The 24,461-nt window shown below is 68.7% G+C and carries 23 protein-coding genes; 16 read left to right on the forward strand and 7 right to left on the reverse strand.

Annotated elements, in window-relative coordinates:
* Positions 1-242 precede the first annotated feature (242 nt).
* Positions 243-1,127 carry a hypothetical protein gene (locus MKK67_RS05025; RefSeq protein ID WP_243962571.1) on the forward strand — a complete coding sequence of 295 codons (885 nt, stop codon included), beginning with the start codon at positions 243-245 and terminating at the stop codon, positions 1,125-1,127.
* A 12-nt stretch (positions 1,128-1,139) separates the two neighbouring features.
* Here the strand turns inward: MKK67_RS05025 and MKK67_RS05030 are convergent, their stop codons facing one another.
* Together MKK67_RS05030 and MKK67_RS05035 are read right to left on the reverse strand one after the other, a co-directional pair.
* Entirely contained in the window at positions 1,140-1,358 is a 219-nt protein-coding gene (locus MKK67_RS05030) for a hypothetical protein (RefSeq protein ID WP_243962572.1), read from the reverse strand.
* Between the two features lie 223 nt (positions 1,359-1,581).
* Positions 1,582-1,974, reverse strand: a complete 393-nt coding sequence (locus tag MKK67_RS05035; protein WP_243962573.1) for a DUF2267 domain-containing protein — start codon at positions 1,972-1,974, stop codon at positions 1,582-1,584.
* 301 nt (positions 1,975-2,275) lie between these two features.
* Here MKK67_RS05035 and MKK67_RS05040 point away from each other — a divergent pair, with 301 nt between their 5' ends.
* The 10 genes from MKK67_RS05040 (at position 2,276) to MKK67_RS05085 (ending at position 14,338) form a co-directional block, all read left to right on the forward strand.
* Complete coding sequence (locus MKK67_RS05040) at positions 2,276-2,875, forward strand: cysteine hydrolase family protein (protein ID WP_243962574.1); 600 nt, start codon at positions 2,276-2,278, stop codon at positions 2,873-2,875.
* A 336-nt stretch (positions 2,876-3,211) separates the two neighbouring features.
* A complete protein-coding gene (gene poxB, locus MKK67_RS05045; RefSeq protein WP_243962578.1) occupies positions 3,212-4,942 on the forward strand; it encodes a ubiquinone-dependent pyruvate dehydrogenase in 1,731 nt (576 codons plus the stop codon).
* Between the two features lie 66 nt (positions 4,943-5,008).
* The gene (locus tag MKK67_RS05050; protein ID WP_147854375.1) at positions 5,009-5,752 is read left to right on the forward strand and encodes a (Fe-S)-binding protein; all 744 of its coding nucleotides are present in this window, start codon (positions 5,009-5,011) and stop codon (positions 5,750-5,752) included.
* The gene (locus MKK67_RS05055) at positions 5,749-7,347 is read left to right on the forward strand and encodes a lactate utilization protein B (RefSeq protein WP_243962580.1); all 1,599 of its coding nucleotides are present in this window, start codon (positions 5,749-5,751) and stop codon (positions 7,345-7,347) included. The genes MKK67_RS05050 and MKK67_RS05055 overlap by 4 nt, the downstream gene beginning before the upstream one ends.
* Positions 7,344-7,931, forward strand: coding sequence for a lactate utilization protein C (locus tag MKK67_RS05060; RefSeq protein WP_243962583.1), 588 nt, complete (start codon positions 7,344-7,346; stop codon positions 7,929-7,931). The genes MKK67_RS05055 and MKK67_RS05060 overlap by 4 nt, the downstream gene beginning before the upstream one ends.
* 69 nt (positions 7,932-8,000) lie before the next feature.
* Positions 8,001-8,861 (forward strand): transglutaminase-like domain-containing protein, encoded by an 861-nt coding sequence (locus MKK67_RS05065; RefSeq protein ID WP_243946509.1) that lies wholly within the window; start codon positions 8,001-8,003, stop codon positions 8,859-8,861.
* A gap of 64 nt (positions 8,862-8,925) precedes the next feature.
* Positions 8,926-10,305, forward strand: a complete 1,380-nt coding sequence (locus tag MKK67_RS05070) for an ethanolamine ammonia-lyase subunit EutB (protein ID WP_243962587.1) — start codon at positions 8,926-8,928, stop codon at positions 10,303-10,305.
* Positions 10,302-11,087: an ethanolamine ammonia-lyase subunit EutC gene (gene eutC / locus MKK67_RS05075; RefSeq protein ID WP_243962588.1), complete on the forward strand. Its 786-nt coding sequence runs from the start codon at positions 10,302-10,304 to the stop codon at positions 11,085-11,087. The genes MKK67_RS05070 and eutC overlap by 4 nt, the downstream gene beginning before the upstream one ends.
* Before the next feature lie 631 nt (positions 11,088-11,718).
* A complete protein-coding gene (ilvD, locus tag MKK67_RS05080; protein WP_243962589.1) occupies positions 11,719-13,449 on the forward strand; it encodes a dihydroxy-acid dehydratase in 1,731 nt (576 codons plus the stop codon).
* Positions 13,436-14,338: a tetratricopeptide repeat protein gene (locus tag MKK67_RS05085; RefSeq protein ID WP_243962590.1), complete on the forward strand. Its 903-nt coding sequence runs from the start codon at positions 13,436-13,438 to the stop codon at positions 14,336-14,338. Before ilvD ends, MKK67_RS05085 begins: the two co-directional genes overlap by 14 nt.
* Positions 14,339-14,454: 116 nt before the next feature.
* Here MKK67_RS05085 and MKK67_RS05090 read toward each other — a convergent pair whose 3' ends face one another.
* The 4 genes from MKK67_RS05090 to xth all read right to left on the reverse strand — a co-directional run bounded on the left by MKK67_RS05090 (position 14,455) and on the right by xth (position 17,684).
* On the reverse strand, positions 14,455-15,078 hold the full coding sequence (locus tag MKK67_RS05090; protein WP_243962636.1) for a glutathione S-transferase family protein: 624 nt from the start codon (positions 15,076-15,078) through the stop codon (positions 14,455-14,457).
* Positions 15,079-15,202: 124 nt separating this feature from the next.
* Positions 15,203-15,826 (reverse strand): glutathione S-transferase family protein, encoded by a 624-nt coding sequence (locus tag MKK67_RS05095; RefSeq protein ID WP_243962591.1) that lies wholly within the window; start codon positions 15,824-15,826, stop codon positions 15,203-15,205.
* Between the two features lie 143 nt (positions 15,827-15,969).
* Entirely contained in the window at positions 15,970-16,476 is a 507-nt protein-coding gene (locus MKK67_RS05100) for a peptide deformylase (protein WP_243962592.1), read from the reverse strand.
* A gap of 413 nt (positions 16,477-16,889) precedes the next feature.
* Complete coding sequence (xth, locus tag MKK67_RS05105; RefSeq protein ID WP_243962593.1) at positions 16,890-17,684, reverse strand: exodeoxyribonuclease III; 795 nt, start codon at positions 17,682-17,684, stop codon at positions 16,890-16,892.
* Positions 17,685-17,780: 96 nt separating this feature from the next.
* On the opposite strand from xth, the gene MKK67_RS05110 reads away from it, so the two are divergent.
* The 3 genes from MKK67_RS05110 (at position 17,781) to glpX (ending at position 21,011) form a co-directional block, all read left to right on the forward strand.
* Complete coding sequence (locus MKK67_RS05110) at positions 17,781-18,467, forward strand: ceramidase domain-containing protein (RefSeq protein ID WP_243962637.1); 687 nt, start codon at positions 17,781-17,783, stop codon at positions 18,465-18,467.
* Positions 18,468-18,565: 98 nt separating this feature from the next.
* On the forward strand, positions 18,566-19,882 hold the full coding sequence (locus MKK67_RS05115) for a homoserine dehydrogenase (protein WP_243962594.1): 1,317 nt from the start codon (positions 18,566-18,568) through the stop codon (positions 19,880-19,882).
* Positions 19,883-20,027: 145 nt separating this feature from the next.
* Entirely contained in the window at positions 20,028-21,011 is a 984-nt protein-coding gene (gene glpX, locus MKK67_RS05120; protein WP_243962595.1) for a class II fructose-bisphosphatase, read from the forward strand.
* 36 nt (positions 21,012-21,047) lie between these two features.
* Here the strand turns inward: glpX and MKK67_RS05125 are convergent, their stop codons facing one another.
* Entirely contained in the window at positions 21,048-22,010 is a 963-nt protein-coding gene (locus MKK67_RS05125) for a L,D-transpeptidase (RefSeq protein ID WP_243962596.1), read from the reverse strand.
* A gap of 374 nt (positions 22,011-22,384) precedes the next feature.
* Here MKK67_RS05125 and MKK67_RS05130 point away from each other — a divergent pair, with 374 nt between their 5' ends.
* Together MKK67_RS05130 and MKK67_RS05135 are read left to right on the forward strand one after the other, a co-directional pair.
* Entirely contained in the window at positions 22,385-22,579 is a 195-nt protein-coding gene (locus MKK67_RS05130) for a hypothetical protein (protein ID WP_243962597.1), read from the forward strand.
* 492 nt (positions 22,580-23,071) lie between these two features.
* Positions 23,072-24,316: a nitrate/nitrite transporter gene (locus MKK67_RS05135; RefSeq protein WP_243962598.1), complete on the forward strand. Its 1,245-nt coding sequence runs from the start codon at positions 23,072-23,074 to the stop codon at positions 24,314-24,316.
* The last annotated feature ends 145 nt before the right edge of the window (positions 24,317-24,461 follow it).

A 24,461-nucleotide genomic window follows, 5' to 3' on the forward strand; every position in this document is an offset into this window, starting at 1 on the left:
CCCGCAGAGGGGGGAGGGAGAGCGCACCTGCCCTTCCGGACCAGGATCTGCCGGTACCGGCATGGCACCAAAGGGAGATGTGTGAACGTCGTAGCCCGCACGGGAGAGGGGGTGCGTCGCGGTCTGGGAGAGGTGTTGCGCCTTATAATCCCTATCGCCAGTCCGGGTGCCGGTAAGGGTTTCGTAAACAAACGTCCTTAACGAACGCTTGCAGAGATACCCTGCAGGCGGAGTTGGGGGCGATGACGAAGAGTGATGCCAAGCCGGCCCTCTCTCCCGAGGAATTGCTCAAGGCCGTCGTGGCCGGCAAGGCGGAGCCGAAGCCCGAGCTCGTCGCCGCGCCGGCGGCGCCGCGCTTCGCGATGCCGTCGCTCGCCGGGATCGACCTGCGGCGCTACGCGATTCCCGGTGCCGCCCTCGCGGTCGGGCTCGTGCTCGGCGCGGGCGTCGCCGCCCGTTCCGGATCCGGTGGCGTGCCGAACGATGCCGTCGTGGCGCTGAGCACCACCGTCGATGCCGGACGGACCGAGACCGCCCGGCTCGGCGCCGATATCGCACAGCTCCACCAAGTGCTGGCCGACCTGCGCGCCGCCACCGACATCGCCCGCAAGGAGGCCAGCAGCCGCAGCAGCGCGCTGGGCGAACGCCTGGCGCAGCTCGACAAGAACCTGAACGCCAAGACCGCCGCCCTGGGCGAGCGCCTCGAACAGGGTGAGCGCGAGCAGAGCGGCCGGATCGCCAACCTCGCCACCCAGATCGAGCGCCGCGCTGCCGCGGCACCGGTCGCAAAAGCCGAGCCGACCCAGACCGGAAGCCTCGCCGAGACGCGCGGCGTCGACGCGAAGGTCAGCGACGCGAAGGCTGCCGATCTGAAGAATGCAGAGGCGAAGGCCGCGGACGCGAAGCCGAAGCCCGTCGCGGCGGACAAGCCGCCGGTGATCGACGGCTGGGCGGTCCGCGATGTCTATGACGGCGCTGCGATCCTGGAGAACCGGCGGCGGCGCATCGTCGAGGTCGGGCCGGGCGACGTGCTGCCGGGCGTGGGCCGCGTCGAGGGCGTCGAGCGCCGCGGCCGCGAATGGGTCGTGGTCACGCGCCAGGGCCTCGTGACGCCCCAGCCCTGGTAGCGACAGGAGGGCTCAGCGCCCGTGGAAGGTGGCCGCGGCGAGTTCGTCGTTCGCGGTCGGGAAGCGCGGCTCGATCGTCAACGGATCGGCCAGAGCCGCAGCGCGCTCGGCCCGGCGGCGACCGTGGCGCAGGGCGCGGGTCTGGGCGGCACGGGTCGGGTGCAGAATTGCGGCGAGGAGCGCTTGGCCCTCAAACGCACTGTCCAGATTCTTGGCTTCGAAGACGGGCATGGCCGGCCTGCTTGAGTACGAACCGGTCATCCGCCGATGGCGCCGACCCGGATCGCATCCCGAATAACGGGGATCGCGGGGACGGGTTCCGCCAAGCTTTCGCGGCGAAACCACATTTTTACGATCGATCAGGTGCAGCCCGAAAACAGTGCGGCGGCACACGTGCCGCCAGCCCGAAATGCGTCCCGGAACGTGGTTCCGACCGTTCGGGACGCTGATCTCGTCAGACGAACTGGTTGAGGCCCGGGATCGAGCCAATGATCGGCCCCATCGCATCCTCGCCGACCTTCTCGCGGCCGAAGGCGAACAGCTCCTGACCGAGCGGCTGCATCTGGCCCATGGGCACGCCCGCCGCCATCAGCTTCTGGCCGAGCGCCATGACGCCGCCGCCGCCCATCATGCCGCCGAGCATGCCCATCAGGCCGCCGCCGCCGCTTTCGCCGGCATTCGATTCGGCCACGAGCGCCTCGGAGCCCGGCAGGGCGGCCAGGAGCTGATTGACCTCGGTCTCGGGACCCTCCTTCTGCAGGAAGGCCAGGATGTGCCCGATGGCCGTCTGTGCCGTCGCGGCGTCGAGCCCGGTGCGGGCGGTGACGCGGGCGAGCAGTTCTTCCATGGCGCTGATCTCTTTGACGCTGATCTCTTCGGAACGTTTCCAGACGTCCTTCGACTCTGAGGCGCCGGAAATCAAGCGCGGGTCCCGACTTCCCCGGGGAACAGGGCGGCCGAGTCGCCAGCAGGGGCCGGCCGGCGCAAGCGCAGGTTCGACCTTGCGTCGCGCGGCGCGCCGTGGCCTCGTAGGCGGCGAAGCAGGACGGGTTTAAGGTCTGGTCCCCGGACGCTCCGGTACGGCGATTCACGCCGCCATCGCGGGGTCTCTCCGGCCGATCGACCGCAGGCACATTTGGGAGATACGGGTGAGCGATCTCAAGACCCTTCGCAGCCTGTCCGGGCTAAGCCCGGAGCCCGCCAGCCTGAAGAAGGCCGCGCTCATCCTTATCGACATCCAGAACACCTATCGCGACGGGGTGCTGCGCCTGGCCGGCGTGGAGCCGGCGGTCGCGCAGGCCAAGATCCTGCTGCGACGGGCGCGGGAGGCCGAGACGCCGGTGTTCCATATCCGGCACAATGCCGGGCCGGGTTCGCCCTTCGACATCACGGCGGCGAGCGGGCAGATCTCCGAGGAGGTCGCGCCGCAGGACGGCGAGGCGGTGATCACAAAAGCCTTCCCCAGCGCCTTCGTGGGCACGGACCTGGAGGAGCAGCTCAAGCGGGCCGGGGTCACCGACCTGATCTTGGCCGGCTTCATGACCCATATGTGCGTCAACTCGACGGCCCGTTCCGCCTTCAACCTCGGCTTCCAGCCGACCGTGGTCGCCTCCACCACCGCGACACGGGATCTCCCGGCGCCGGACGGCTCGGTGGTGCCGGCGGCCCAGCTCCAGGCGGCCAGCCTCGCGGCTCTGAGCGACCTGTTCGCTGTCGTCGCGCGGGATGTCGACGCCGTTCGGCACTAGGGTGCCGGCCGACGTTTTAGCTTCGGCGCGCGAACGTATCCCCTCGCCCCGCTTGCGGGGAGAGGGCCGCGACGACCTCGTCGTCGGCGCGGCGAGGCGGCAGCCGAGGGTGAGGGGGCGGCTCAGGAGACGCGCCCCGTTCTGAGCCGCCCCCTCACCGCCGCTCCGGCTTCGCCTGCGCTTCCCACACGGACGACGAGGTCCGTGGGGCCTCTCCCCGCAAGCGGGGCGAGGGGAACCCGCGCATTGTTTCGCGAAGTGTGCATCGCACCATGGATCGGCGGAACATCACCGGTGGCGCAGCGGTTCGGATCCGAAAATGCGGAGTGCCGAACCATGCGCATCGAGAACGTCGCCGATCTCATCGCCGAGACCCTTCAGGCAGCGGGCGTCGCCCGCGTCTATGGGGTGGTCGGCGACAGCCTGAACGGGATCACCGAGGCCCTGCGCGCCCGGGGGCGGATCGATTGGATCCACACCCGCCACGAGGAGGCGGCGGCCTTCGCGGCGAGCGCCGAGGCGCAGGTCACCGGCAAGCTTGCGGTCTGCGCCGGCTCCTGCGGCCCCGGCAATCTGCACCTGATCAACGGCCTCTACGACGCGCATCGCAGCCGGACCCCGGTCCTGGCCATTGCCGCGCAGATCCCCTCGGCCGAGATCGGTTCGGGCTATTTCCAGGAAACCCGGCCGACCGAGCTGTTCCGCGAATGCAGCCATTACTGCGAGCTGATCTCCGACCCGTCGCAGATGCCGTTCGTGCTGGAGAACGCGATCCGCGCCGCCGTGGGGGAGGGGGGCGTCGCCGTCATCGTCATCCCGGGCGACGTGGCGCTGCGTGATGCGCCCAAGCGCGCGCTCGCCCCCCATGCGGGACTGATCCCGGCCAAGCCCGTGGTGCGGCCGGCCGATTCGGAGCTCGACGCCCTGGCGGCCCTGCTCAATGCCGGCAAGCGCGTGACCCTGCTCTGCGGGCGCGGCTGCGCCGGCGCGCATTCCGAGCTGCTCCAGCTCGCCGAGGCGCTGAAGAGCCCGATCGTCCACGCGCTCGGCGGCAAGGAATATGTCGAGTTCGACAATCCCTACGATGTCGGCATGACCGGCCTGATCGGCTACGCGTCCGGCTACGCCGCCATGATGGCCTGCGACACCCTGCTGATGCTGGGCACGGGCTTTCCCTACAAGCAGTTCTACCCGCAGGACGCCAAGATCGCCCAGGTCGACCTCCGCCCGTCCGAGCTCGGTCGCCGCTGCCGGATCGAGCACGGACTGGTCGGCGATGTCGGCGCGACGATCCGGGCGCTGCTGCCCCGGCTCAAGCCCAAGGCCGACCGGTCCTTCCTGGACGCCAGCCTGAAACACTACGCCAAGGCCCGGGCCGGCCTCGACGAACTCGCCACCGGCAAGCCTGGCGGCCCGCTGCATCCGCAATATCTCGCCAAGACGATCAGCGAGTCGGCCGCGGACGACGCAATCTTCACCGCCGATGTCGGCACGCCGACCATCTGGGCGGCCCGCTACCTCGCGATGAACGGCAAAAGGCGTCTGCTCGGCTCCTGGGTCCACGGTTCGATGGCCAACGCCCTGTCGCAGGGCATCGGCGCCCAGGCCGCGGAGCCGAACCGGCAGGTCGTCGCGCTCTGCGGCGATGGCGGCTTCGCCATGCTGATGGGCGACTTCCTGACGCTCCGCCAGCACCGCCTGCCGCTGAAGGTCGTGGTGTTCAACAACGGCACCCTCGGCTTCGTCGAGCTGGAGATGAAGGCGGCGGGCTATCTCGAGACCGGTGTCGCCCTCGACAATCCGGACTTCGCCGCGATGTCCCGGGCCGCCGGCATCTTTGCGATTCGGGTCGAGGACCCGGCCGAGCTGCCCGGCGCCATGCGCGAGTTCCTGGCCTTCGACGGCCCCTCGCTCCTCGACGTCCGCACCGCCCGCAACGAGCTGTCGATGCCGCCCAAGATCGACGGGCAGCAGGTGAAGGGCTTCAGCCTCTACGTGCTGCGGGCCGTGATGGATGGGCGCGGTGACGCAGTTCTCGACCTCGCCAAAACCAACCTCATCCGGTAGACCTGCCTGGGTAATCTAGACCCGTTCCAGTGCAACGGCGCGGGCGATCCAGGGAGGTTCCGGACCATGCGGGTCGGCCTGTTCGTGCCGTGCTACGTCGACGCCTTCGAGCCGGAAGTCGGGATCGCCACGCTGGAACTGCTGGAGCGGGTCGGCTGTACGGTCGAGTACCCGTTCGACCAGACCTGCTGCGGCCAGCCCATGGCCAATACCGGCTGCCACGCCGAGGCCGCCGCCACCGAAGCCCTGTTCGTCAAGAACTTTTCGGATTTCGACTACGTGGTGGCGCCCTCAGGCTCCTGCGTACACCAGGTGCGCGAGCACCTGACCGCGATTCCGCAGACGGACGAGGTCAAGAAGGTCCGGGCCAGCACCTATGAGCTGGTCGAGTTCCTGCACGACGTTCTCAAGATCGAGGCGCTGCCCTGGGCCGAGTTCCCGCACAAGGTGGCGTATCACGGCAATTGCAACGCGCTGCGCGGCATCCACCACGCCCGGCCCTCCGAGATCGTGAAGCCGTATTTTTCAAAACCCCTCGACCTGCTCCGCCTGGTGAAGGGCGTCGAGTTGGTGGACCTCGCCCGGCCGGACGAGTGCTGCGGCTTCGGCGGGACCTTCTCGGTGTTCGAGCCCGCGGTCTCGGCCAAGATGGGCTACGACAAGGTCGCCGATCAGAACCGGGCCGGGGCGCAATACGTGGTCTCGGCGGATTCCTCGTGCCTGATGCACCAGAAGGGCTGCGCCGAGCGCCTCGGCCTGCCGCTCCGGTACATCCACATCGCGCAAGTGCTGAACGGAGCCGCCGCATGAGCGTCGAGGATCTGAACCCGCGCGCCCGCGAGGGCATCATCCACCCCGAGGTCCGCGCCGCCGACGACGAGAGCGAGCGCGGCCAGGATGGCGGCCGCCTCCAGCACGCCGAGGCCGCGACCAAGCCGATCCGCGCCCCGAAGGTCCGGGAGGCCCAGCCCCGGGGCGCCAAGATCCGCGGCGACCGGCCGATCGACCAGGCCGAAGCCGCCGAGCGCTTCCTCGCCGCGCCGCTACACCAGGCCGCCCATGACGAGCGCCTGTGGGACCTGCGCAAGAAGCGCGACGCGTCCGCCCACGGCATCCCGGAATGGGAAGAGCTGCGCGAGCTGGCCTCCGCCATCAAGGCGCACACGCTCACCCATCTCGATCAGTATCTCGAGCAGTTCGAAGCCGCCGCGAAGGCCAACGGCGTGCAGGTCCACTGGGCCGCGGACGGCGCCGACCACAACCGCATCGTCCTGGAGATTCTGCGCAGCCGCGGTGCCAAGACCCTGGTGAAGTCGAAGTCGATGCTCACCGAGGAATGCGGTTTCCGCCACCACATGGCGGCCAACGGCATCGAGATCATCGAGACCGATCTCGGCGAGCGCATCCAGCAGCTCGACAATGAGGAGCCGAGCCACATCGTGGCCCCGGCGGTCCACAAGACCCGCATGGATGTGGCCGAAGTCTTCGCCAAAACGCTCGGCACCGACCCTGACAACGACGACGCCCATTACCTCGCCGAGAGCCAGCGCGAGACCACCCGGCCCTACATCCTGAAGGCCGATGCCGGCATGACCGGCTGCAACTTCGCCATCGCGGAGACCGGCACCGTCGTCACCTGCACCAACGAGGGCAATGCCGACCTCTCCGGCAATGTCCCCCCGTTGCAGATCCATTCGATCGGCATCGAGAAGATCATCCCCAAGGTCGAGCATCTCGGGGTGTACATCCGGCTGCTGTCGCGCTCGGCTTTGGGCTCGCCGATCACCCAGTACACCTCGCATTTCCGCGGCCCCCGTGCGGGCACCGAGATGCACATGGTGCTGGTCGATAACGGCCGCTCGGCCCGGCTCGGGCTGGAGGAATTCTGGACCTCGCTCAAATGCATCCGCTGCGGCGCCTGCATGAACACCTGCCCAGTCTACCGGCGCTCGGGCGGGCTCTCCTACGGGGCGACCTATTCCGGGCCGATCGGGCTGATCATCGATCCGACCTTCAACAAGCGGAAATACTCGACCCTGCCGTTCTCCTCGACGATGAACGGCTCCTGCACCAACGTCTGCCCGGTGAAGATCAACATCCACGAGCAGATTTTTGCCTGGCGCAGGGTCCTGGTCGAGGAGCACCACATTCCGGCGCTCAAGCAGGGGATGATGAAGGCCGCGGGCGCGGTCCTGTCCCGGCCGGCCGCCTACCGGGCGGCGATCGGGGCCGCGGATTCGGCTCTGAAGGTCCTGCCGCGCTTCGCGGTCTACAACCCGCTCAACACCTGGGGAAAGAAGCGCGAGATGCCCGACGCACCGCGCCAGACCTTCCACGCCTGGTACAAGCAGAATCGCATGCAAAAGCCGGCCAAGGACGCGGCCCCGAAGGACACCGCCCGATGAGTGCGCGCGCGGGCATCCTGGCGGCGCTCAAGACCAACCGTCCGGCGGGCGATTACCCGCTGCCGGACGTGCCGACCTTCGTGCCGCTGGTCGGCGACGATCTCGTCGAGGAGTTCGGCGAGCGGCTGAAGCGCATGGGCGGCCGCATCGAAGACGGCCGCACCGGCGAGCCCCTGGCCGGCGTCCAGGAGCGGCTGGCCGAGGCCAAGGTGATCGCCTCCGCGGTCCCGGAGATTGCGGGCAACCGCGACCTGCGGGCAGTGCGCTATCCGCAGGAGGTCGAGGATGTCGACGTTGCGGTGGTGCGCGCGGTGTTCGGCATCGCCGAGACCGGATCGGTGCTGTTCACCGAAGGCGAGCTGATCGTGAACGCGGTCGCCTATCTCGCCCAACACCTGATCGTGCTGCTCGATCCCGCCGACATTTTGCCGAACGTGCAGGCGGCCTACAAGCGACCCGAGTTCGGCTGCTCGGCCTACGCGGTGCTGCATACCGGCCCCTCGGCCACGGCCGATATCGAGGGCGTGCTGATCCACGGGGCGCAGGGCGTGCGCTCGCTGACTGTTCTGCTCATGCCGCGCTGACCGGGAACCGCGATCGGGCGCGCCGCTTGCTTGGGCAGCGATCATCTCGTCGCCCGGCAAGGAGATCCGATGCGTTATACCCTCGGTTGCAGCCTGTCCTATAATATACTCTCGGACACGACCTTCATCTTCAACCTTGAGGTCGCCAAGCTGAGGAGCGTCGAGATCCTCAGCGAGAGCCTGGTGCTCACGCCAAACCTGAAGCGCGACCTGTACACCACGCCTGACCTGCTCAACCGCTATCTCGGCGTCAACGTGCCGATGGGCCAGTTCGCCCTGGAGTATAATGCGGAGGTCGATCTGACCGTCCACCGGGCCGACCCGGCGACGATCAACGAGACGCCGATCGGGGTGCTTCCCCTCGACATCCTGCCGTTCCTTCTGCCGAGCCGGTTCGTCTCCTCCGACCGGCTGACGCCCTTCGCGCAGGCCGAGTTCGGGGCGCTGCCCAAGGGCCACAGCCGCGTGAACGAGATCTGCAACTGGATCCACGATCACATCACCTACCAGCCCGGCACCAGCGACGGCGAGACCACGGCCGACGAGTCGCTGCTGAAGCGAGCCGGCGTCTGCCGCGACTTCGCGCATATCGGCACCGCCTTCTGCCGGGCACTCGGCATCCCGGCCCGGTTCGTGAGCTGCTACGCCCACGGCCTCGTGCCGAGCGATTTCCACGCGGTGTTCGAGGCCTATCTCGACGGGCGCTGGTGGCTGTTCGACGCCACCCGCCAGGCGGATCTCGACGGGCTGGTCCGGATCGGCGTCGGCCGCGATGCCGCCGAGATCGCCTTCTCGACGCCGTTCGGCAACATGCAGCCGGTCAACCAGCAGGTCCGGATCCAGCGCTCGGACGGGCAGGGCAGCCCGATGCCCCGCACGGTCGACGCGATCTCCACCGAGGTCCCGGCGCCGAACGCCGGTGCCGCCTGACCGGACAGCCGCACCGGATCACGCTATCCTGTGATCCTCGGAAGCAAGGACGGGGTGAAACCGCATGGCCTACCGCCACGTCGTCGGCCCGCGCACCCACGTCTTCGCCGATCTCGCCACCCTGATGGCCAAGGCGACGCCGGTGCGCTCCGGCGACCGGCTCGCCGGCATCGCGGCCGAATCCGCCGAGGAGAACGCGGCGGCGCGCTGGTGCCTCGCCGAGGTGCCGCTTTCCGAGATCCTGGCCCGGCCGCTGATCCCCTACGAGCAGGACGACGTCACCCGGCTGATCCTCGACACGCACGATGCCGCCGCGTTCAAAGAAATCGCCCCTCTGACGGTCGGCGATTTCCGCGAGTTTCTGCTGACCGCCACCCCGGAGGTGCTCACCCGGATCGCCCCCGGCGTCACGCCGGAGATCGCCGCGGCCGTCTCAAAAATCATGCGCAATCAGGACCTGATCTCGGTGGCCCGCAAGGTCCGCGTGGTCACCCGCTTCCGCAACACGATCGGGCTGCCCGGTACTCTGGCGGTGCGGTTGCAGCCGAACCACCCCACCGACGATCCGAAGGGCATCACCGCGGCGATCCTCGATGGCCTCACCCTCGGCTGCGGCGACGCGGTGATCGGCATCAACCCGGCTTCCGATTCTGTCCAGGCGCTCGGCGACCTGCTCCAGCTCCTCGACGGGCTGATCCAGAAGCACGCCATTCCCACGCAGGCCTGCGTGCTCACCCACGTCACCACCACACTCGCCGCCATGGAGCGTGGGCTGCCCGTCGACCTCGTGTTCCAGTCGATTGCCGGCACCGAAAAGGCGAATGCCGGTTTCGGGGTAACCCTCTCTTTGCTCAAGGAAGCCCACGAGGCGGCGCTGGCGCTCAAGCGCGGCCCCCTCGGCGACAACTGCATGTATTTCGAGACCGGCCAGGGCTCGGCGCTGTCGGCGGATGCCCATCACGGCATCGACCAGCAGACCTTGGAGGCCCGCGCCTACGCGGTCGCCAGGCCGTTCCGGCCGCTCCTCGTCAACACCGTCGTCGGCTTCATCGGGCCCGAATACCTCTACGACGGCAAGGAGATCATCCGGGCCGGGCTGGAGGACCATTTCTGCGGCAAGCTGATGGGCGTGCCGCTGGGCGTCGACGTTTGCTACACCAACCACGCCGAGGCCGATCAGGACGACATGGACACGCTGCTGACGCTGCTCGGCGCGGCCGGCTGCACCTACATCATGGGCGTCCCGGGGGCCGACGACGTGATGCTCAATTACCAATCCACGTCGTTCCACGATTCGCTCTACCTGCGCGAGGTTTTGGGCTTGAAGCGCGCCCCCGAATTCGAGGCCTGGCTGCACGGCATCGGCCTGACCGACGCGGCCGGGGCGCTGCTGCCGGGATCGGGTGCGCCGCTTCTGACCGCGGCGCCGGACCTCGCCGCGTGAGCGACCCCGGGGAGATCTGGGCGCGGCTCGCCGGGCTGACGCCGGCCCGGATCGGGCTCGGCCGCGCCGGCAGCGGCCTGCCGACCCGGGAGGTGCTGCGCTTCGGCCTCGACCACGCCCAGGCCCGGGACGCTGTGCACGCGCCGATGGATGCGGAGGCGCTGGCCGGCGCCATCGCGGAACTCGGCCTCACCACGATCCCGGTGGCCTCCCAGGCCCCCGACCGGGCGACCTACCTGCGCCGCCCTGATCTCGGCCGCCGCCTCGACCCGGAAGATTTTTTGAGACTCCAGGCCGCGGCCGAGGCCACCGATCTCGCCTTAGTGGTGGCCGACGGGCTCTCGGCCCGGGCGGTGCATGAGAACGCGGCGCCGCTGCTGAAGGCGTTCAAGCCCCTGGCGGAGCAATCCGGCTGGCGGCTCGCCCCCGTGGTGATCGCCAGTCAGGCCCGCGTGGCGCTCGGCGACGCGATCGGCGAGGCCCTGAAGGCTCGGGCGGTGGCGGTGCTGATCGGCGAGCGGCCCGGCCTGTCCTCACCGGACAGCCTCGGCATCTACCTGACCTTCGGGCCGCAGGTCGGCCGCTCGGATGCGGAGCGCAATTGCATCTCGAACGTGCGAACGGCCGGCCTCACCCACGAGAAGGCGGCGTTCAAGCTGCACTGGCTGCTCGCCCGCGCGTTGACCCTAGGCCTCAGCGGCGTGACGCTGAAGGACGAGAGTGACCGCGCGCTGGAAACCGGTGGTGCGTCGGCCGCTTTGCCGGAGCCGGGCGGCGGCTGAACGGGGGCACGTGTTTCGTGCTCTGTGCCGAACGGAGTATCGGCTCAGTCATGCGGATAGCAGTTTAAGGCCCATGTCTGCGGTCCGGAGATTGTCATCGACACCCGATCCATCACCCCCGTCATCCCGGGGCCGCGAAGCGGAGCCCGGGATCCAGAAACGCAAGCAATTCAGTACCTTGCACCGTCGGCGTCTCTGGATTCCGGGTTCGCCTGCGCTGTCTCAGAATGAAAACGGAGCGTTCTGAGCGGCAGGGCTCCAACGATACCGCTCGTCCCTGAGCCTTAGAACCCGTGTCGATTAAGCCTAATCGGCCCGGTCATGCGGCCGAACGATTATCCTTAACCTAATCTCGCGCCGGCAATCGACCCCAAGCGTGGCTGTGGCGGGGTCGCAACACCGTAAAACGATCCCGGGTCTGCCCCGAGACCTGCCCGCAAACGCCGCGATCCCGCCATAGTCCGAGCCCACCTCAACATCCGCGGTAAACGGCAAGTTCGACAACGATTTACCGTTTCGAAACGAGGATTTCCCGAGCACGCGGACGGCCCTCACGGCGCATCGCGAACGGCGACGCGCCGCGGTCTCCTGCACCCTCGGGACTGGCGGCGCGAAGGCTTGGTTCGGGTTGATGGACACGCGTTTGAACGACAAGTCGAAGCTGCCCAGCCGTCACGTCACGGAGGGGCCGGATCGCGCCCCGCATCGCTCGTATCTCTACGCGATGGGCCTGACCCGGGAGCAGATCCACCAGCCGCTGGTGGGCGTCGCCTCCTGCTGGAACGAAGCCGCGCCCTGCAACATCTCGCTGATGCGCCAGGCGCAGGCTGTGAAGAAGGGCGTCGCGGCAGCCCACGGCACCCCGCGCGAGTTCTGCACCATCACGGTCACCGACGGCATCGCCATGGGCCATGGCGGCATGCGCGCCTCGCTGCCGTCGCGTGAGGTCATCGCCGACTCGGTCGAGCTGACCATGCGCGGCCACGCCTACGACGCCCTGGTCGGGCTGGCCGGCTGCGACAAGTCGCTGCCCGGCATGATGATGGCGATGGTCCGCCTCAACGTCCCGTCGATCTTCATCTACGGCGGCTCGATCCTGCCGGGCTCGTTCCGCGGCAAGCCGGTCACCGTCCAGGACCTGTTCGAGGCGGTCGGCAAGGTCGCGGTCGGCGACATGAGCCTGGAAGACCTCGACGAGCTCGAGCAGGTCGCCTGCCCGTCGGCCGGCGCCTGCGGCGCGCAGTTCACCGCCAACACCATGGCGACCGTTTCCGAGGCGATCGGCCTCGCGCTGCCCTACTCGGCCGGCGCCCCCGCGCCCTACGAGATCCGGGACAAGTTCTGCGCCACCGCCGGCGAGAAGGTGATGGAGCTGCTGGCCAAGCAGATCCGTCCGCGCGACATCGTCACCCGCAAGGCGCTCGAGAACGCCGCCACCGTGGTGGCCGCCTCCGGCGGCTCGACCAACGCGGCCCTGCACCTGCCGGCGATCGCCCATGAATGCGGCATCGAGTTCACGCTGTTCGACGTCGCCGAGATCTTCCGCCGCACGCCGTACATCGCCGATCTCAAGCCCGGCGGGCGCTACGTCGCCAAGGACATGTTCGAGGTCGGCGGCATCCCGCTTCTGATGAAGACCCTGCTCGACCACGGCTTCATGCACGGCGACTGCCTGACGGTCACCGGCCGCACCATTGCGGAGAACATGGAACGGGTGACCTGGAACCCGGACCAGGACGTGGTCTACCCGGCCAACCGCCCGATCACCCCGACTGGCGGCGTCGTCGGCCTCAAGGGCAACCTCGCCCCCGAGGGCGCGATCGTGAAGGTCGCCGGCATGCCGACCGAGAAACAGGTCTTCACCGGCCCGGCCCGGGTGTTCGACGGCGAGGAGGCCTGCTTCGAGGCGGTGCAGTCGCGGACCTACAAGGAAGGCGACGTGCTCGTGATCCGCTACGAGGGTCCGCGCGGCGGCCCCGGCATGCGCGAGATGCTGTCGACTACCGCGGCCCTCTACGGCCAGGGCATGGGCGACAAGGTCGCGCTGATCACGGACGGGCGCTTCTCCGGCGCGACCCGCGGCTTCTGCGTCGGCCATGTCGGCCCCGAGGCGGCGGTGGGCGGCCCGATCGGCCTGCTCCGCGACGGCGACATCATCACCCTGGACGCGATCCAGGGCACGCTCAACGTCGCCCTGTCGGACGAGGAGTTGGCCGAGCGCCGCAAGGCGTGGGCGCCCCGGACCAACACCGCAACCTCCGGCTACCTGTGGAAATACGCGCAGGGCGTCGGCCCGGCGCTGTACGGCGCCGTGACCCATCCGGGCGGCGCCAAGGAGATGGAGAGCTATGCGGACGTCTAGGACTGACCTCAGCCGGCGCAGGGCGCCGGCCGGGGCCGATCCCGGTCGGTCCCGCCTGATCGCCAGGATCGCGGCGTCCGCTGGCGTCTTGATCCTGCTCGCCCTGCCCACCGACGCACCGCGAGCGCTCGACGCCAGCGTCCGCACGCCGGTGCAGGTGCCGGTGGCGGACAAGAGCTACCGCTCGGCCAAGGACGCGCTGCGTGCCGGCGTGCGCGAGTACAATGCCGGCGACAAGCAGGGCGCCGCCCGCGCCCTCGAATATGCCGCCGGGCAGGGCCACGCCCTGGCCCTGTGGAAGCTCGGCCGGATGTACGCCGAGGGCGACGGCGTGCCCCATGACGACCTGAAGGCGTTCGAGTTCTTCTCCCGGATCGCCGATGCCAGCACCGATGACGGTCCCGATCCGCAGAACTCGGCGGTGACCGGCAGCGCGTTCACGGCGCTCGGCACCTACTTCCTGGAGGGGATCAAGGGCACCTATGTGCGCCCGAACCCTGAGCGCGCCTACGACATGTTCAATTACGCGGCGTCGTATTACGGCGAGCCGAATGCGCAGTACAACCTCGCCCGCCTCTATCTCGACGGCACCGGCGTCGAGGCCGATCCCCGCCAGGCGGCCCGCTGGTTCAACCTGGCGGCCGAGAAGGGCCACCATCCGGCTCAGGCTCTGCTCGGCGACATGCTCCTGAACGGGCTGGGCGGCGTGCCGATCCAGCGCGTGAAGGGCCTGATGTGGCTCTCGCTCGCCCGCGAGGGCGCGGAGGGCCGCAAGGACGATTGGATCGTGGCGCTCTACGAGAAGAACTGGGCGGCTGCCAACGAGGATGACCGGGCCGAGGCCCAGAGTCAGCTCCAGACCGTCGGCTCGATCCGGCGGCGGCACTAAAGCATCAGGCGGAAAAGCGGACACCGATTTTCTGAAATCATCACGCGATAACAAAGGTCGAGACCATGCCGCTGTTTTCGCGAAACAGCGGCATGGTTTGACGCCGCCGGTCGGGATCAGCCCTTCTTGGCGTCCTGCGCGGCCTTGAACGACGGGCGCGCCAGGGTCTCGGCGACGTAGGCCGACAGCTTCGGCCAGCGGCCGGCATCGACCTGCGCGTCGGCCAGGTGGAAGTTGTAGAAACCCGTGGCGATCGAGATGTCGGCGATGCCGAACGCGTCGCCGACGAGGTACGGCCCCGAAATCTGCCGCTCCAGATAGTCGAACAGCGGCGGCAGATCCTCGTTAAGCGCCTTTGTTACCGCGGCCTCGTCGGTGGGCTTGCCCATCATGTTGGGCTTCATGACCCGCTCGACGAACGGCACGACCAGCTTCCCGAACAGCTCCGTGTCGCCGAACTTGTCGAACCAGACCGCGCGTCCGAGCGCCTGCGGGTCGGACGGGACGAGGGCCGGGGTCGGATGCTTGCGCTCCAGGTACCAGAGGATCGCCGAGGAATCCGCGAGCTTGAAGCCGCCATCCTCGATCGCCGGGATCTTACCCAGGGGGCTGGACGCCTGAAAGTCCTGGTCGGGCGCATGGAACATCACCGGCCTGTGCTCGAAGGGCACGTTCTTCTCGGTGAGCGAGACCAGGACCTTGCGGACGTAGGGCGAGTAACCGGTACCGTAGACGATCATCATAACTCCATCGGGGCAGGGACCGCGGTCTGTCGATCCGCCGGTCCATGACGAGGGAGATAGGGCCGATTGTCGGTCTGCCGACCGGGCCGCACTCACCGGTCCGTGATGAGGCCGCGCGGGCTCACCAGGCCGGGGCCGCGATTGCCGTGACGAAGGACGGTCGGTCGAGGGTCAGGGCGACCCAGCCGGCGAGCTTCGGCCAGCGCGCCGCATCGACCTCGACCTTCGCGAGCCGGAGATTGTGGAACGGCGACGCCACCGCGATGTCGGCGATCCCGAAGGCATCGCCGACGAGGAACGGACCGGTGATCTGCGTTTCGAGATAATCGAACAGGAGCGGCAGGTTCTGGTCGAGCGCCTGCTGCGCCAACGCCTCGTCGCCCGGCACCTTGAAGATCCGCGGCTTCAGGAAGCGCTCCGCGAACACGACCGAAAGTCTCCGGTCGAGCTCGATCTCGCCGAACTTGTCGAACCAGCGGGCGCGGGCGGCACCCTGCGTATCGGCCGGAATCAGTGCGGGCTGCGGGTACAGGCGCTCGAGGTAGTCGAGGATCGCGCTGGAATCGGCCAGCCGAAAGCCGTCGTGGTCGATCGCCGGGATCTTGCCCACGGGGCTCGCCGCCCGGAACGCGGCATCCTCCGCCTGCGGCGACACCGGCCGGTGCTCGTAGCGGATGCCCTTCTCGGCCAGAGCCACGAGGACCTTCCGCACGAAGGGCGAGATGCTGGTGCCGTAGACGATCATGGTCGATTCCCCCGAAAGCTCGGCGGCTTCCTAGACCTGTTGCCGATCGCGTTGCAATCGGCGACGCGTCCAAGCCTTTGATTGCTCATGTTTGCTTGCGCAGCACCGAGATTGACTTCGGCGGCGCGCGATTTGACAATCGCTTACAGGGATGAGGCCGATTTCAGCTTCTCGAAGCGCTTGAGCAGACGATCCCGCTTCAATCGCGACAGGCGGTCGATCCAGAAGATGCCGTTGAGCTGATCGATCTCGTGCTGGACGACGGCGGCGAAAAAGCCTTCCGCCTCCTCCTCGTGGGTTGCTCCGGCGAGGTCGTGGAAGCCGAACCGGATGCGGGCGGGCCGGGTGATCCGCTCGCGCACGCCCGGCATGCTGATGCTGCCCTCGTCATGGACCGCCGTTTCGGGGGACGCCCAAAAGATCTGCGGGTTCACGTAGATCCGCAGATCCTCATCGGGTGACAGCCGGATCACCATGACGCGCTCGGAGATGCCGATATGCGGTGCCGTCAGGCCGATGGCGCTCGCGGCCAGGAGAGTGTCTGCCACATCGTCGGCGAGGGCCTTCAGGCGAGACCCGAATTCATCCACCGGGTTGGCCGGGAGGGACAGGCGACGGTCGGGGAACAGGACGAGGGGGCGGGCCGGCATGGTTGATTGATTCACCTGCGACGGTGCGGGATGCCTTGTCCTCCACCGGAGCGGGGGGGCGCCGTCAACCGGCAAGATGGGCGGGATGTCTTCGGCCGATGACGGAAGGCGGTTCTCAGCAACAGGTATCCCAATCCCTGCCCTCTTCCTGAGGTGCCGGGCGATCGAAGATCGGCTGGCCTCGAAGGAGCCCTCCAGGGGTCGCGGAGCTGTCTGGAGGGCTCCTTCGAGGCCCGCTTGCGCGGGCACCTCAGGATGAGGGCGAGGGTCGGAAAAGCGGATCAAACCGGCTTTGAAAACGAGTTTCGGGGAAGCCTCCCACGTGGGATGACGGTAGCAACGTCGAGAAAGCCGTCCGTCCGCCGCCAAACGCCAGGGGCGTGACCAAAGCTCATGCGATGAGGTTTTCGACCCTACCCCGCCGTCAGCTCCACCGTCACCGGCACGTGGTCGGACGGCTTGTCGAGGCCGCGCAGATGCTTCTGCACGGCGGCCGAGACCAGCCGGTCGGCGGCTTGGGGGGAGAGCAGCAGGTGGTCGATGCGGATGCCGGCGTTCCGCTGCCAGCAGCCGGCTTGGTAGTCCCAGAAGGTGTAGAGCCCGTCGCGCGGGTCGCAGGCGCGCAGGCCGTCGGTGTAGCCCTCGGCCAGGAGCGCGCGGAACGCCGCCCGGGTGCTGGGCAGGAACAGCGCGTCGGAGCGCCACGCCTCCGGGTCGGCCGCATCGGCGGGTTCGGGGATGACGTTGTAGTCGCCCGCCAGCACCACGGCGTTCTCGTCCTCCATGAGGGCGCGGGCGTGGAGCCGCAGCCGTTCCATGAAGGCGAGCTTGTAGGGGTATTTCGGGCTGTCCACCGGGTTGCCGTTCGGCAGGTAGATCGAGGCCACCCGCACCGGCTTGGTGTCGGCGCCGGAGATCAGCGCCTCGATGTAGCGGGACTGCTCGTCGGACGCGTCCCCCGGCAGGCCGCGGCGGATCTCGGTCATCGCCAGCGGCGCCCGCACTAGCATCGCCACGCCGTTATAGGCCTTCTGGCCCAGGGTCTCGACCGCGTAGCCGGCGCCTTCGACCTCGGCGCGGGGGAACGCGTCGTCCTGGCACTTCAGCTCCTGCAGGCAGACCACGTCGGGTTTTGCCTCGTCGAGGAAGCCCAGCAGATGCGGCAGCCGCTGCTTGATCGAGTTGACGTTCCAGGTGGTAATCCGCATCGCCTCGCTTCCGCTCGCCGTCCGGTCGTCATCCGCGCTTCGCGCCGCGCTGACAAGGCCATGGCGGCGCAAGATCGGGGCGGTATGGGCGCCAGGATGACGATGGGGTGGTTCGAGCCGGTCATGGCCTATTGCGAGCGGACCGGGCCGGAGGTCTGGGCCGAGCCGGTCAACGCGGCCTCCAACCTGGCCTTCCTGCTGGCCGCCGCCGCCGCGGCGCGTCGGGCCCGCGCGGTTGAGCCGCCGGATCGCGCCTGCCTGGGTCTGGCGGGGCTGATCGCCGTCGTCGGAATCGGCTCGTTCCTGTTCCACACCCTGGCGGTGACCTGGGCGATGTATGCCGACATCATCCCGATCACGCTGTTCATCGTCGCCTATCTGGCGCTGGCGCTGCACCGCTTCCTGAAGCTGCCGCGTCTCCGGGTCGAGGCGGCCACCGCGGGCTTCGTCCTGTTCAGCTTCACGCTGGTGCCGACCCTCGACGGGCTGACCGGAGCCGACATCTCCGCTCTCACCAACGGCTCGATCGATTACCTGCCGGCGGCATTGGCCCTGTTCACCGTGGCCGTGCTCGATCGCCCGGAGACGCGCTTCGTCGGCACCGGACGGCGGCTCACCGAGATCGGCGTGCTGTTCCTCGTCTCCCTCACCGCCCGCACCCTCGACCGCAGCGTCTGCGCTGTGCTGCCGATGGGCACGCACGCGCTCTGGCATGTTCTGAACGCCCTGGTGCTCTACGCGCTCGTTGCCACGGCCATCCGGCACCGTGCCGTCGCGGGCTGAGCGGGCCAGCGGTTTTCTTGCGGGCCGGACGGAATTCTTGCACAGATGCGCCGCATCGGAGGCCCGGCCTCAAGCGGGCGCCCGGCACGGAAGGAATCATGACAGTGAGCTACCGCATCGGCGTCGCCGGCCTCGGCACCGTCGGCGCGTCCGTCGTCCGGATGATCGCCCGCCGCCGTGACACCCTGTTGGCCTCCGGCCTCGACATCCGCGTCGCCGCCGTGTCGTCCCGCGACCGGACCCGCGACCGCGGCCTCGATCTCGCCGGCGTCACCTGGTTCGACGATCCGGTGGCGCTCGCGCGCTCGGGCGAGGTCGATTGCGTGATCGAGCTGATCGGCGGCGCCGAGGGGCCGGCCAAGGCCGTGGTCGAGGCGGCACTCCAGGCCGGCAAGACGGTGGTGACCGCCAACAAGGCCCTGCTCGCCCGCCACGGCGCAGCGCTGGCGGCGCTCGCCGAGGCGAACGGCGTGGCGCTCGCCTATGAGGCCGCGGTGGCCGGCGGCATCCCGGTGATCAAGACCCTGCGCGAGGGCCTGCCCGGCAACGCCGTCGCCCGCGTCTACGGGATCCTCAACGGCACCTGCAATTACATCCTCAGCCGCATGGAGCGCGAGGGCCTGACCTTCGAGGCCTGCCTCAAGGATGCGCAGGCCCTTGGCTATGCCGAGGCCGACCCGACCTTCGACGTCGAGGGTTTCGACACCGCCCACAAGCTCGCGATCCTGACGAGCCTCGCCTACGGCACGACCATCGACGCCGACGGCGTGTCGGTGGAGGGCATCTCCCGCGTGCAACCCCTCGACCTGCGCATGGCGGACGAGCTCGGCTATCGGATCAAGCTGCTCGGCGTCGCTCAGGCCTCGGAGGCTGGCATCGAGCAGCGCGTCCACCCGACCATGGTGCCGAAATCCTCCGCCATCGCCCAGGTGATGGGCGTGACTAACGCGGTGACCATCGATGCGGACGCGGTCGGCGAGCTGACCCTGATCGGCCCCGGCGCCGGCGGCGAGGCGACCGCCTCCGCGGTGGTGGCCGACATCGCCGACGTCGCCCGCGGCATCGTCCGCCCGACCTTCGGGGTGCCGGCTTCGGCGATGCGCGCCAGCGAGCGGGTCGAGATGCAGCGCCATGAGGGCGGCTACTACATCCGCCTCACCGTGCACGACCGTCCGGGCGTCGCCGCCGGCGTCGCCCAGCGCATGGCCGACCGGGAAATCTCCCTGGAGAGCATCCTGCAGCGCCGCACCGAGGGCGCCGGGACCGATCCGCGTGGGCGCTCGGGACGGCCGGTGCCGCTGGTGCTGATCACCTACGCGGCCACCGAGGGCAGCATCCGGGCCGCCCTCGACGCGATCGACGCCGATGGGCTGCTCGCCGAGCCGCCGCAGGTCATCCGCATCGAGCGTGAATAAGCGTGCACAATGTCGCGCCACGTGCCGCAATTTTGATGCAGGATAAGTGATATTTTTGCGGCGTGCGTAGACTGACAGGTGTTGGTCGACGACGAACGCGCCGGGATCCGACCATAAGATCGGCCCGGGACACAGGCAGGAAACGATGGCCGTGCCCCCCAAGTCCGAACCGCGCGGCGTGCCGCGCACGCTCGCCCTCGAACTCGCCCGCGTCACGGAGCGGGCCGCCATCGCGGCGGCGCGGCTGCGCGGCATGGGCGACGAGAAGGCGGCCGACCAGGCCGCGGTCGACGCGATGCGCGACGAGCTCAACGGCCTGCCGATCCGCGGCACCGTGGTGATCGGGGAGGGCGAGCGCGACGAGGCGCCGATGCTGTTCATCGGCGAGCAGCTTGGGCGCGGCGAGGGGCCCGAGGTCGACATCGCGGTCGATCCCCTGGAGGGCACGACGCTCTGCGCCAAGGACATGCCCGGCGCCATCGCGGTGATGGCGATGGCCGAGCGCGGCTCGCTGCTCGCCGCCCCCGACGTCTACATGCAGAAGATCGCGATCGGTCCGGGCTACAAGCCAGGCCTGGTCGATCTCGACGCCAGCCCCGCCGACAACATCGCCGCGCTCGCCCGGGCCAAGGGCGTCGAGCCCGATCAGATCACGGCGCTGATCCTCGACCGCCCTCGCCACGCGGCCCTGATCGCCGACGTGCGCGCCGCCGGCGCCGCGGTCCGGCTGATCTCGGACGGCGACATCGCCGGCATCATCTTCACGGCGAGCCCCGCCGAGACCGGCATCGACATCTATCTCGGCACCGGCGCCGCCCCCGAGGGCGTCCTGGCCGCCGCGGCCATGCGGTGCATCGGCGGCCAGATGCAGGGGCGGCTGATCCTCGATACGCCCGAGCGCCGTCGCCGCGCCGCCGAGATGGGCATCGACGACTACAACCGGAAATACGATCTGGTCGATCTCGCCAGCGGTGACGTGATCGTGGCCGCCACCGGCGTCACCGACGGAGCCTTGCTGCGCGGCGTCCGCTTCCGGCCCGACCGGATCCAGACCGAGACGGTGGTCTACCGCTCGGAAGCCGGCACGGTCCGGCGGATTTTGGGTGAGCACCGCCGCGGCGTGGCCTGACGGCTCTCCCCAAGTCTCAAACCAAGTCCCAAAAAATCAGTTCAGGACGACGACCTTTGAGCCGACATTGACGCGGCTGAACAGGTCGATCGCGTCCTGGTTGATCATGCGGATGCAGCCCGAGGACACGCTCTTGCCGATCGAGAACGGCTCGAGGGTGCCGTGGATGCGGAACAACGTGTCCTTGTTGCCCTGCCAGAGATACATGGCGCGCGCGCCCAGCGGGTTGCGCAGGCCGCCTTCGACGCCCAGCCCGCTCTGGAGCTTGTCGACCTCGCTGGCGAGCTTCGGGCTGCGGGCGATCATCTCCTTGGGCGGGTACCAATCCGGCCAGGCCTGCTTGGAATTGACCGTCGCGGTCCCGGACCACGAAAAGCCCTGCTTGCCGACGCCGACGCCGTAGCGGCGGGCGCGACCGCCCGTCTCGACCAGGGTGAGCTGGTGGGCGCGCGGGTCGACGATGATCGTGCCCGGCTCGTAGGGCCCGTTATAGGCGATCTCCTGACGGAGGAAGGCCGGGTTCATCTTCTTGTAGTTGAAGGCCTGGATCGGGAACACGTCGTCCGGGATCGGCCCATAAGCCCTGGCGTAGTCGATCGGCCCCTCATCGGGGGTGCGGAGCACGGCCTTCGCCTTGGCGGCCTCGATCGGCGAGAGACCCTCGGCCGGGGGCGCTCCGGCAGCGCGCCGCGGCGGCGCGGTCGGGTCATCGTACTCCGGCGCGTAGACCGGGGATGCCTGCGGTGCTGGGGCAGCCTGCGGCGCTTGGGCTGCTGGCGGGGCGGCGCGGACCACCGGGGCACGGCCGGTATAGGGCAGGTAGCGGTCGCCGCGGCGCACGTAGAAGGCGCCGTTCTGGTCCTGGTAGAGCTGGCCGTCATCACCGAGCCCGTCGATACCGGACTCGGCCACCGGGCCGCGGCCCTGGGCGTGGGCTGTCGAGGCAAGCGCGAGGACGGTGAAGCCAGCCAGGACGAGGCGGCGGATCGGGGCGGACATGGTTCGGTTTTCCCTGGATGGCGCGGCGTCACCGAAAGCGTGCGGCGGCGCGCGATCGAGCAGGCCGGCACGAATACAGGGCCAAGCTCATCCCAGGCCTTAGCAAAGATCGTGCGGTATCGCCAAGTTGCGTGAGTCCCCTACGGTCGAAGTCTGATGATGCGGCCGGTACTTCTCTTGACCTGTGTTGCCTTCGTGCCTCAACCGATGGGCCGCCCGTTCACCCTGCCGCGCGATCATGCGGGACGGCCCCGTTTCCCGACCACCATGGCCTTGCGCCAACCCTCAACGCAAGGTTGATGGCGCTAGCCGGCATCTCCGCCGGACGAGGGGTTCTGGCCGTGCGCGCAAGCGTTTTACGAGGCGCTGCCATCTTGACTGTCGCCCTGGTGCTCGGCCCGCCCGCGCAGGCGCGCCGTGCCACCACCGCGGAGCCGCCCAAGATTGCCGAGCCGGCCGGAACCTGGACCTCCGGCACCCAACCCGACCGCGATTGCGGCCGCGCCCGCCGCAAGTTCTGGCTGCCGCAGGAAGGCTGGATCGTCCGCACCGTCGTGTCGTGCCGGTGATAGGGACGCTTATCGGGAGCGCCCGATTCCCAAGCAGTGCTGCCCGGATCACGGGCAATCCTGCTGCCGGACGAGATCAGGTTTGAAGGCAGGCCGCGCCGTCTCGCGAAGGTGAGAGGCTTGATGAGACTTTGACTGATCATCCCACCCGCCATCTCAAGATGAAGGAGGGAGTGGGATATGCGCGGCACTGGTTGCCGCCCGTCTCGTCATTGCGAGCGCAGCGAAGCAACCCAGGGAAACGCTACGTTCGGATATCGCGCGCCGCCCTGGGTTGCTTCGCTGAGCTCGCAATGACGGTGTAGGTCGATCGGAGGCCGTGATCGTCGCCACCCCGATCGCTTGAAAGCTGGCACGCATGCTGCATTGCCCACTGCGCCGCGCTCGATGCTGCGGCGGAGCAACGGCGCTCCAACAGCGGACGGTGTGAGTCCGGATCCCCGGCATGAGCGACCGCGTGACGGTTCGCCTCTCATAAGACGAGCACCACCTATGGCCAGCTTCAAGACGGTGATGAAGTCGGGGCACCCCCCGACGCTGTTCGCGGCATTCCTCTACTTCGATTTCTGCTTCGCCATCTGGGTCCTGAACGGTGCCATGGGCCCGTTCATCACCGAGACCTACAAGCTGACGCCGGCGCAGACCGGCTTCATGATCTCGCTGCCGATCCTCGCCGGGGCGCTGATGCGCTTCCCGCTCGGGATCCTGGCCCAGTATATCGGCCGCAAGAACGCCGCCATTACCGAGATGACGGTGATCATGCTGGCGATGGCCTACGGATACTTCGTGGTCTCATCCTACAACGACGTGCTCGCCATGGGCGTGCTGCTCGGCATAGCCGGCGCCTCGTTCGGCGTGGCTTTGTCGCTCGGGTCGGGCTGGTTCCCGCCGGAGCACAAGGGCCTGGCGATGGGCATCGCGGGTGCCGGCAACTCCGGCACCGTGCTCGCCGTGCTGTTCGCCCCGCCGCTGGCGCAGGCCTATGGCTGGCAGACCACCTACGCCTTCGCGGGCGTGGTGATGCTGATCCCGCTCGCGGTCATGATCGTGTTCGCCAAGGAGCCGCCGGACAACGCCCACCAGTCGTTCAAGGAGCACATCTCCTGCCTGTTCACCAAGGACGGCTGGGCGTTCTCGCTGATCTACGTCATCACCTTCGGCGGCTTCGTCGGCCTGTCGAACTTCCTGCCGACCTTTTTCTACGAGCAGTTCTCGGTGACCAAGGTCGAGGCCGGGCGGCTGACCATGTTGGCGGCCTTCATGGGCTCGGGCATCCGGATCGTCGGCGGCTACTTCGCCGACCGGATGGGCGGGATCGCGGTCCTGTCGGTGGTGCTGCTCGCCGCGATCGCGACCTTCCTGTCGCTGATGGCGACGCCCTCGCTCGCCGTGACCACGCTGCTGTTCATGCTCTGCTTCGCGGCGCTCGGCGCCGGCAACGGCGCGCTGTTCCAGCTCGTGCCCCTGCGCTGGCCGGCCAACACCGCCGTCGCCGGCTCGATGATCGGCGAGGTCGGAGCCTTGGGCGGCGCGATCCTGCCGAACGTCATGGGCCTGTCGAAGCAGTATACCGGCTCGTTCTCCACGGGCTTCATCGGCTACGCGGTGTTCACCGCCGCGGTGCTGGGCTGCCTGATGCTGTGGCAGCGCAAGTGGGTCGGCAGCTGGGTCGGCCCGCGCGGCAAGGCGCTGGGCTCCGAGACGGAGACCGGACAGCTGCAGCCGGCGACGGTCTGAAGACGCCCGTTACAGGGCCGGTTCCACCGCGTGCGGGGGACCGGCCCCGGACGTGGCGATCACCCTCAGGAGACCGGATATCCCATCTTCGCCCTCATCCTGAGGCGACGGAGCGCAGCGGAGGCCTCGAAGGAGCCCTCCAGCT

Source organism: Methylobacterium sp. J-072 (assembly GCF_022829425.1).
Lineage (GTDB): Bacteria > Pseudomonadota > Alphaproteobacteria > Rhizobiales > Beijerinckiaceae > Methylobacterium.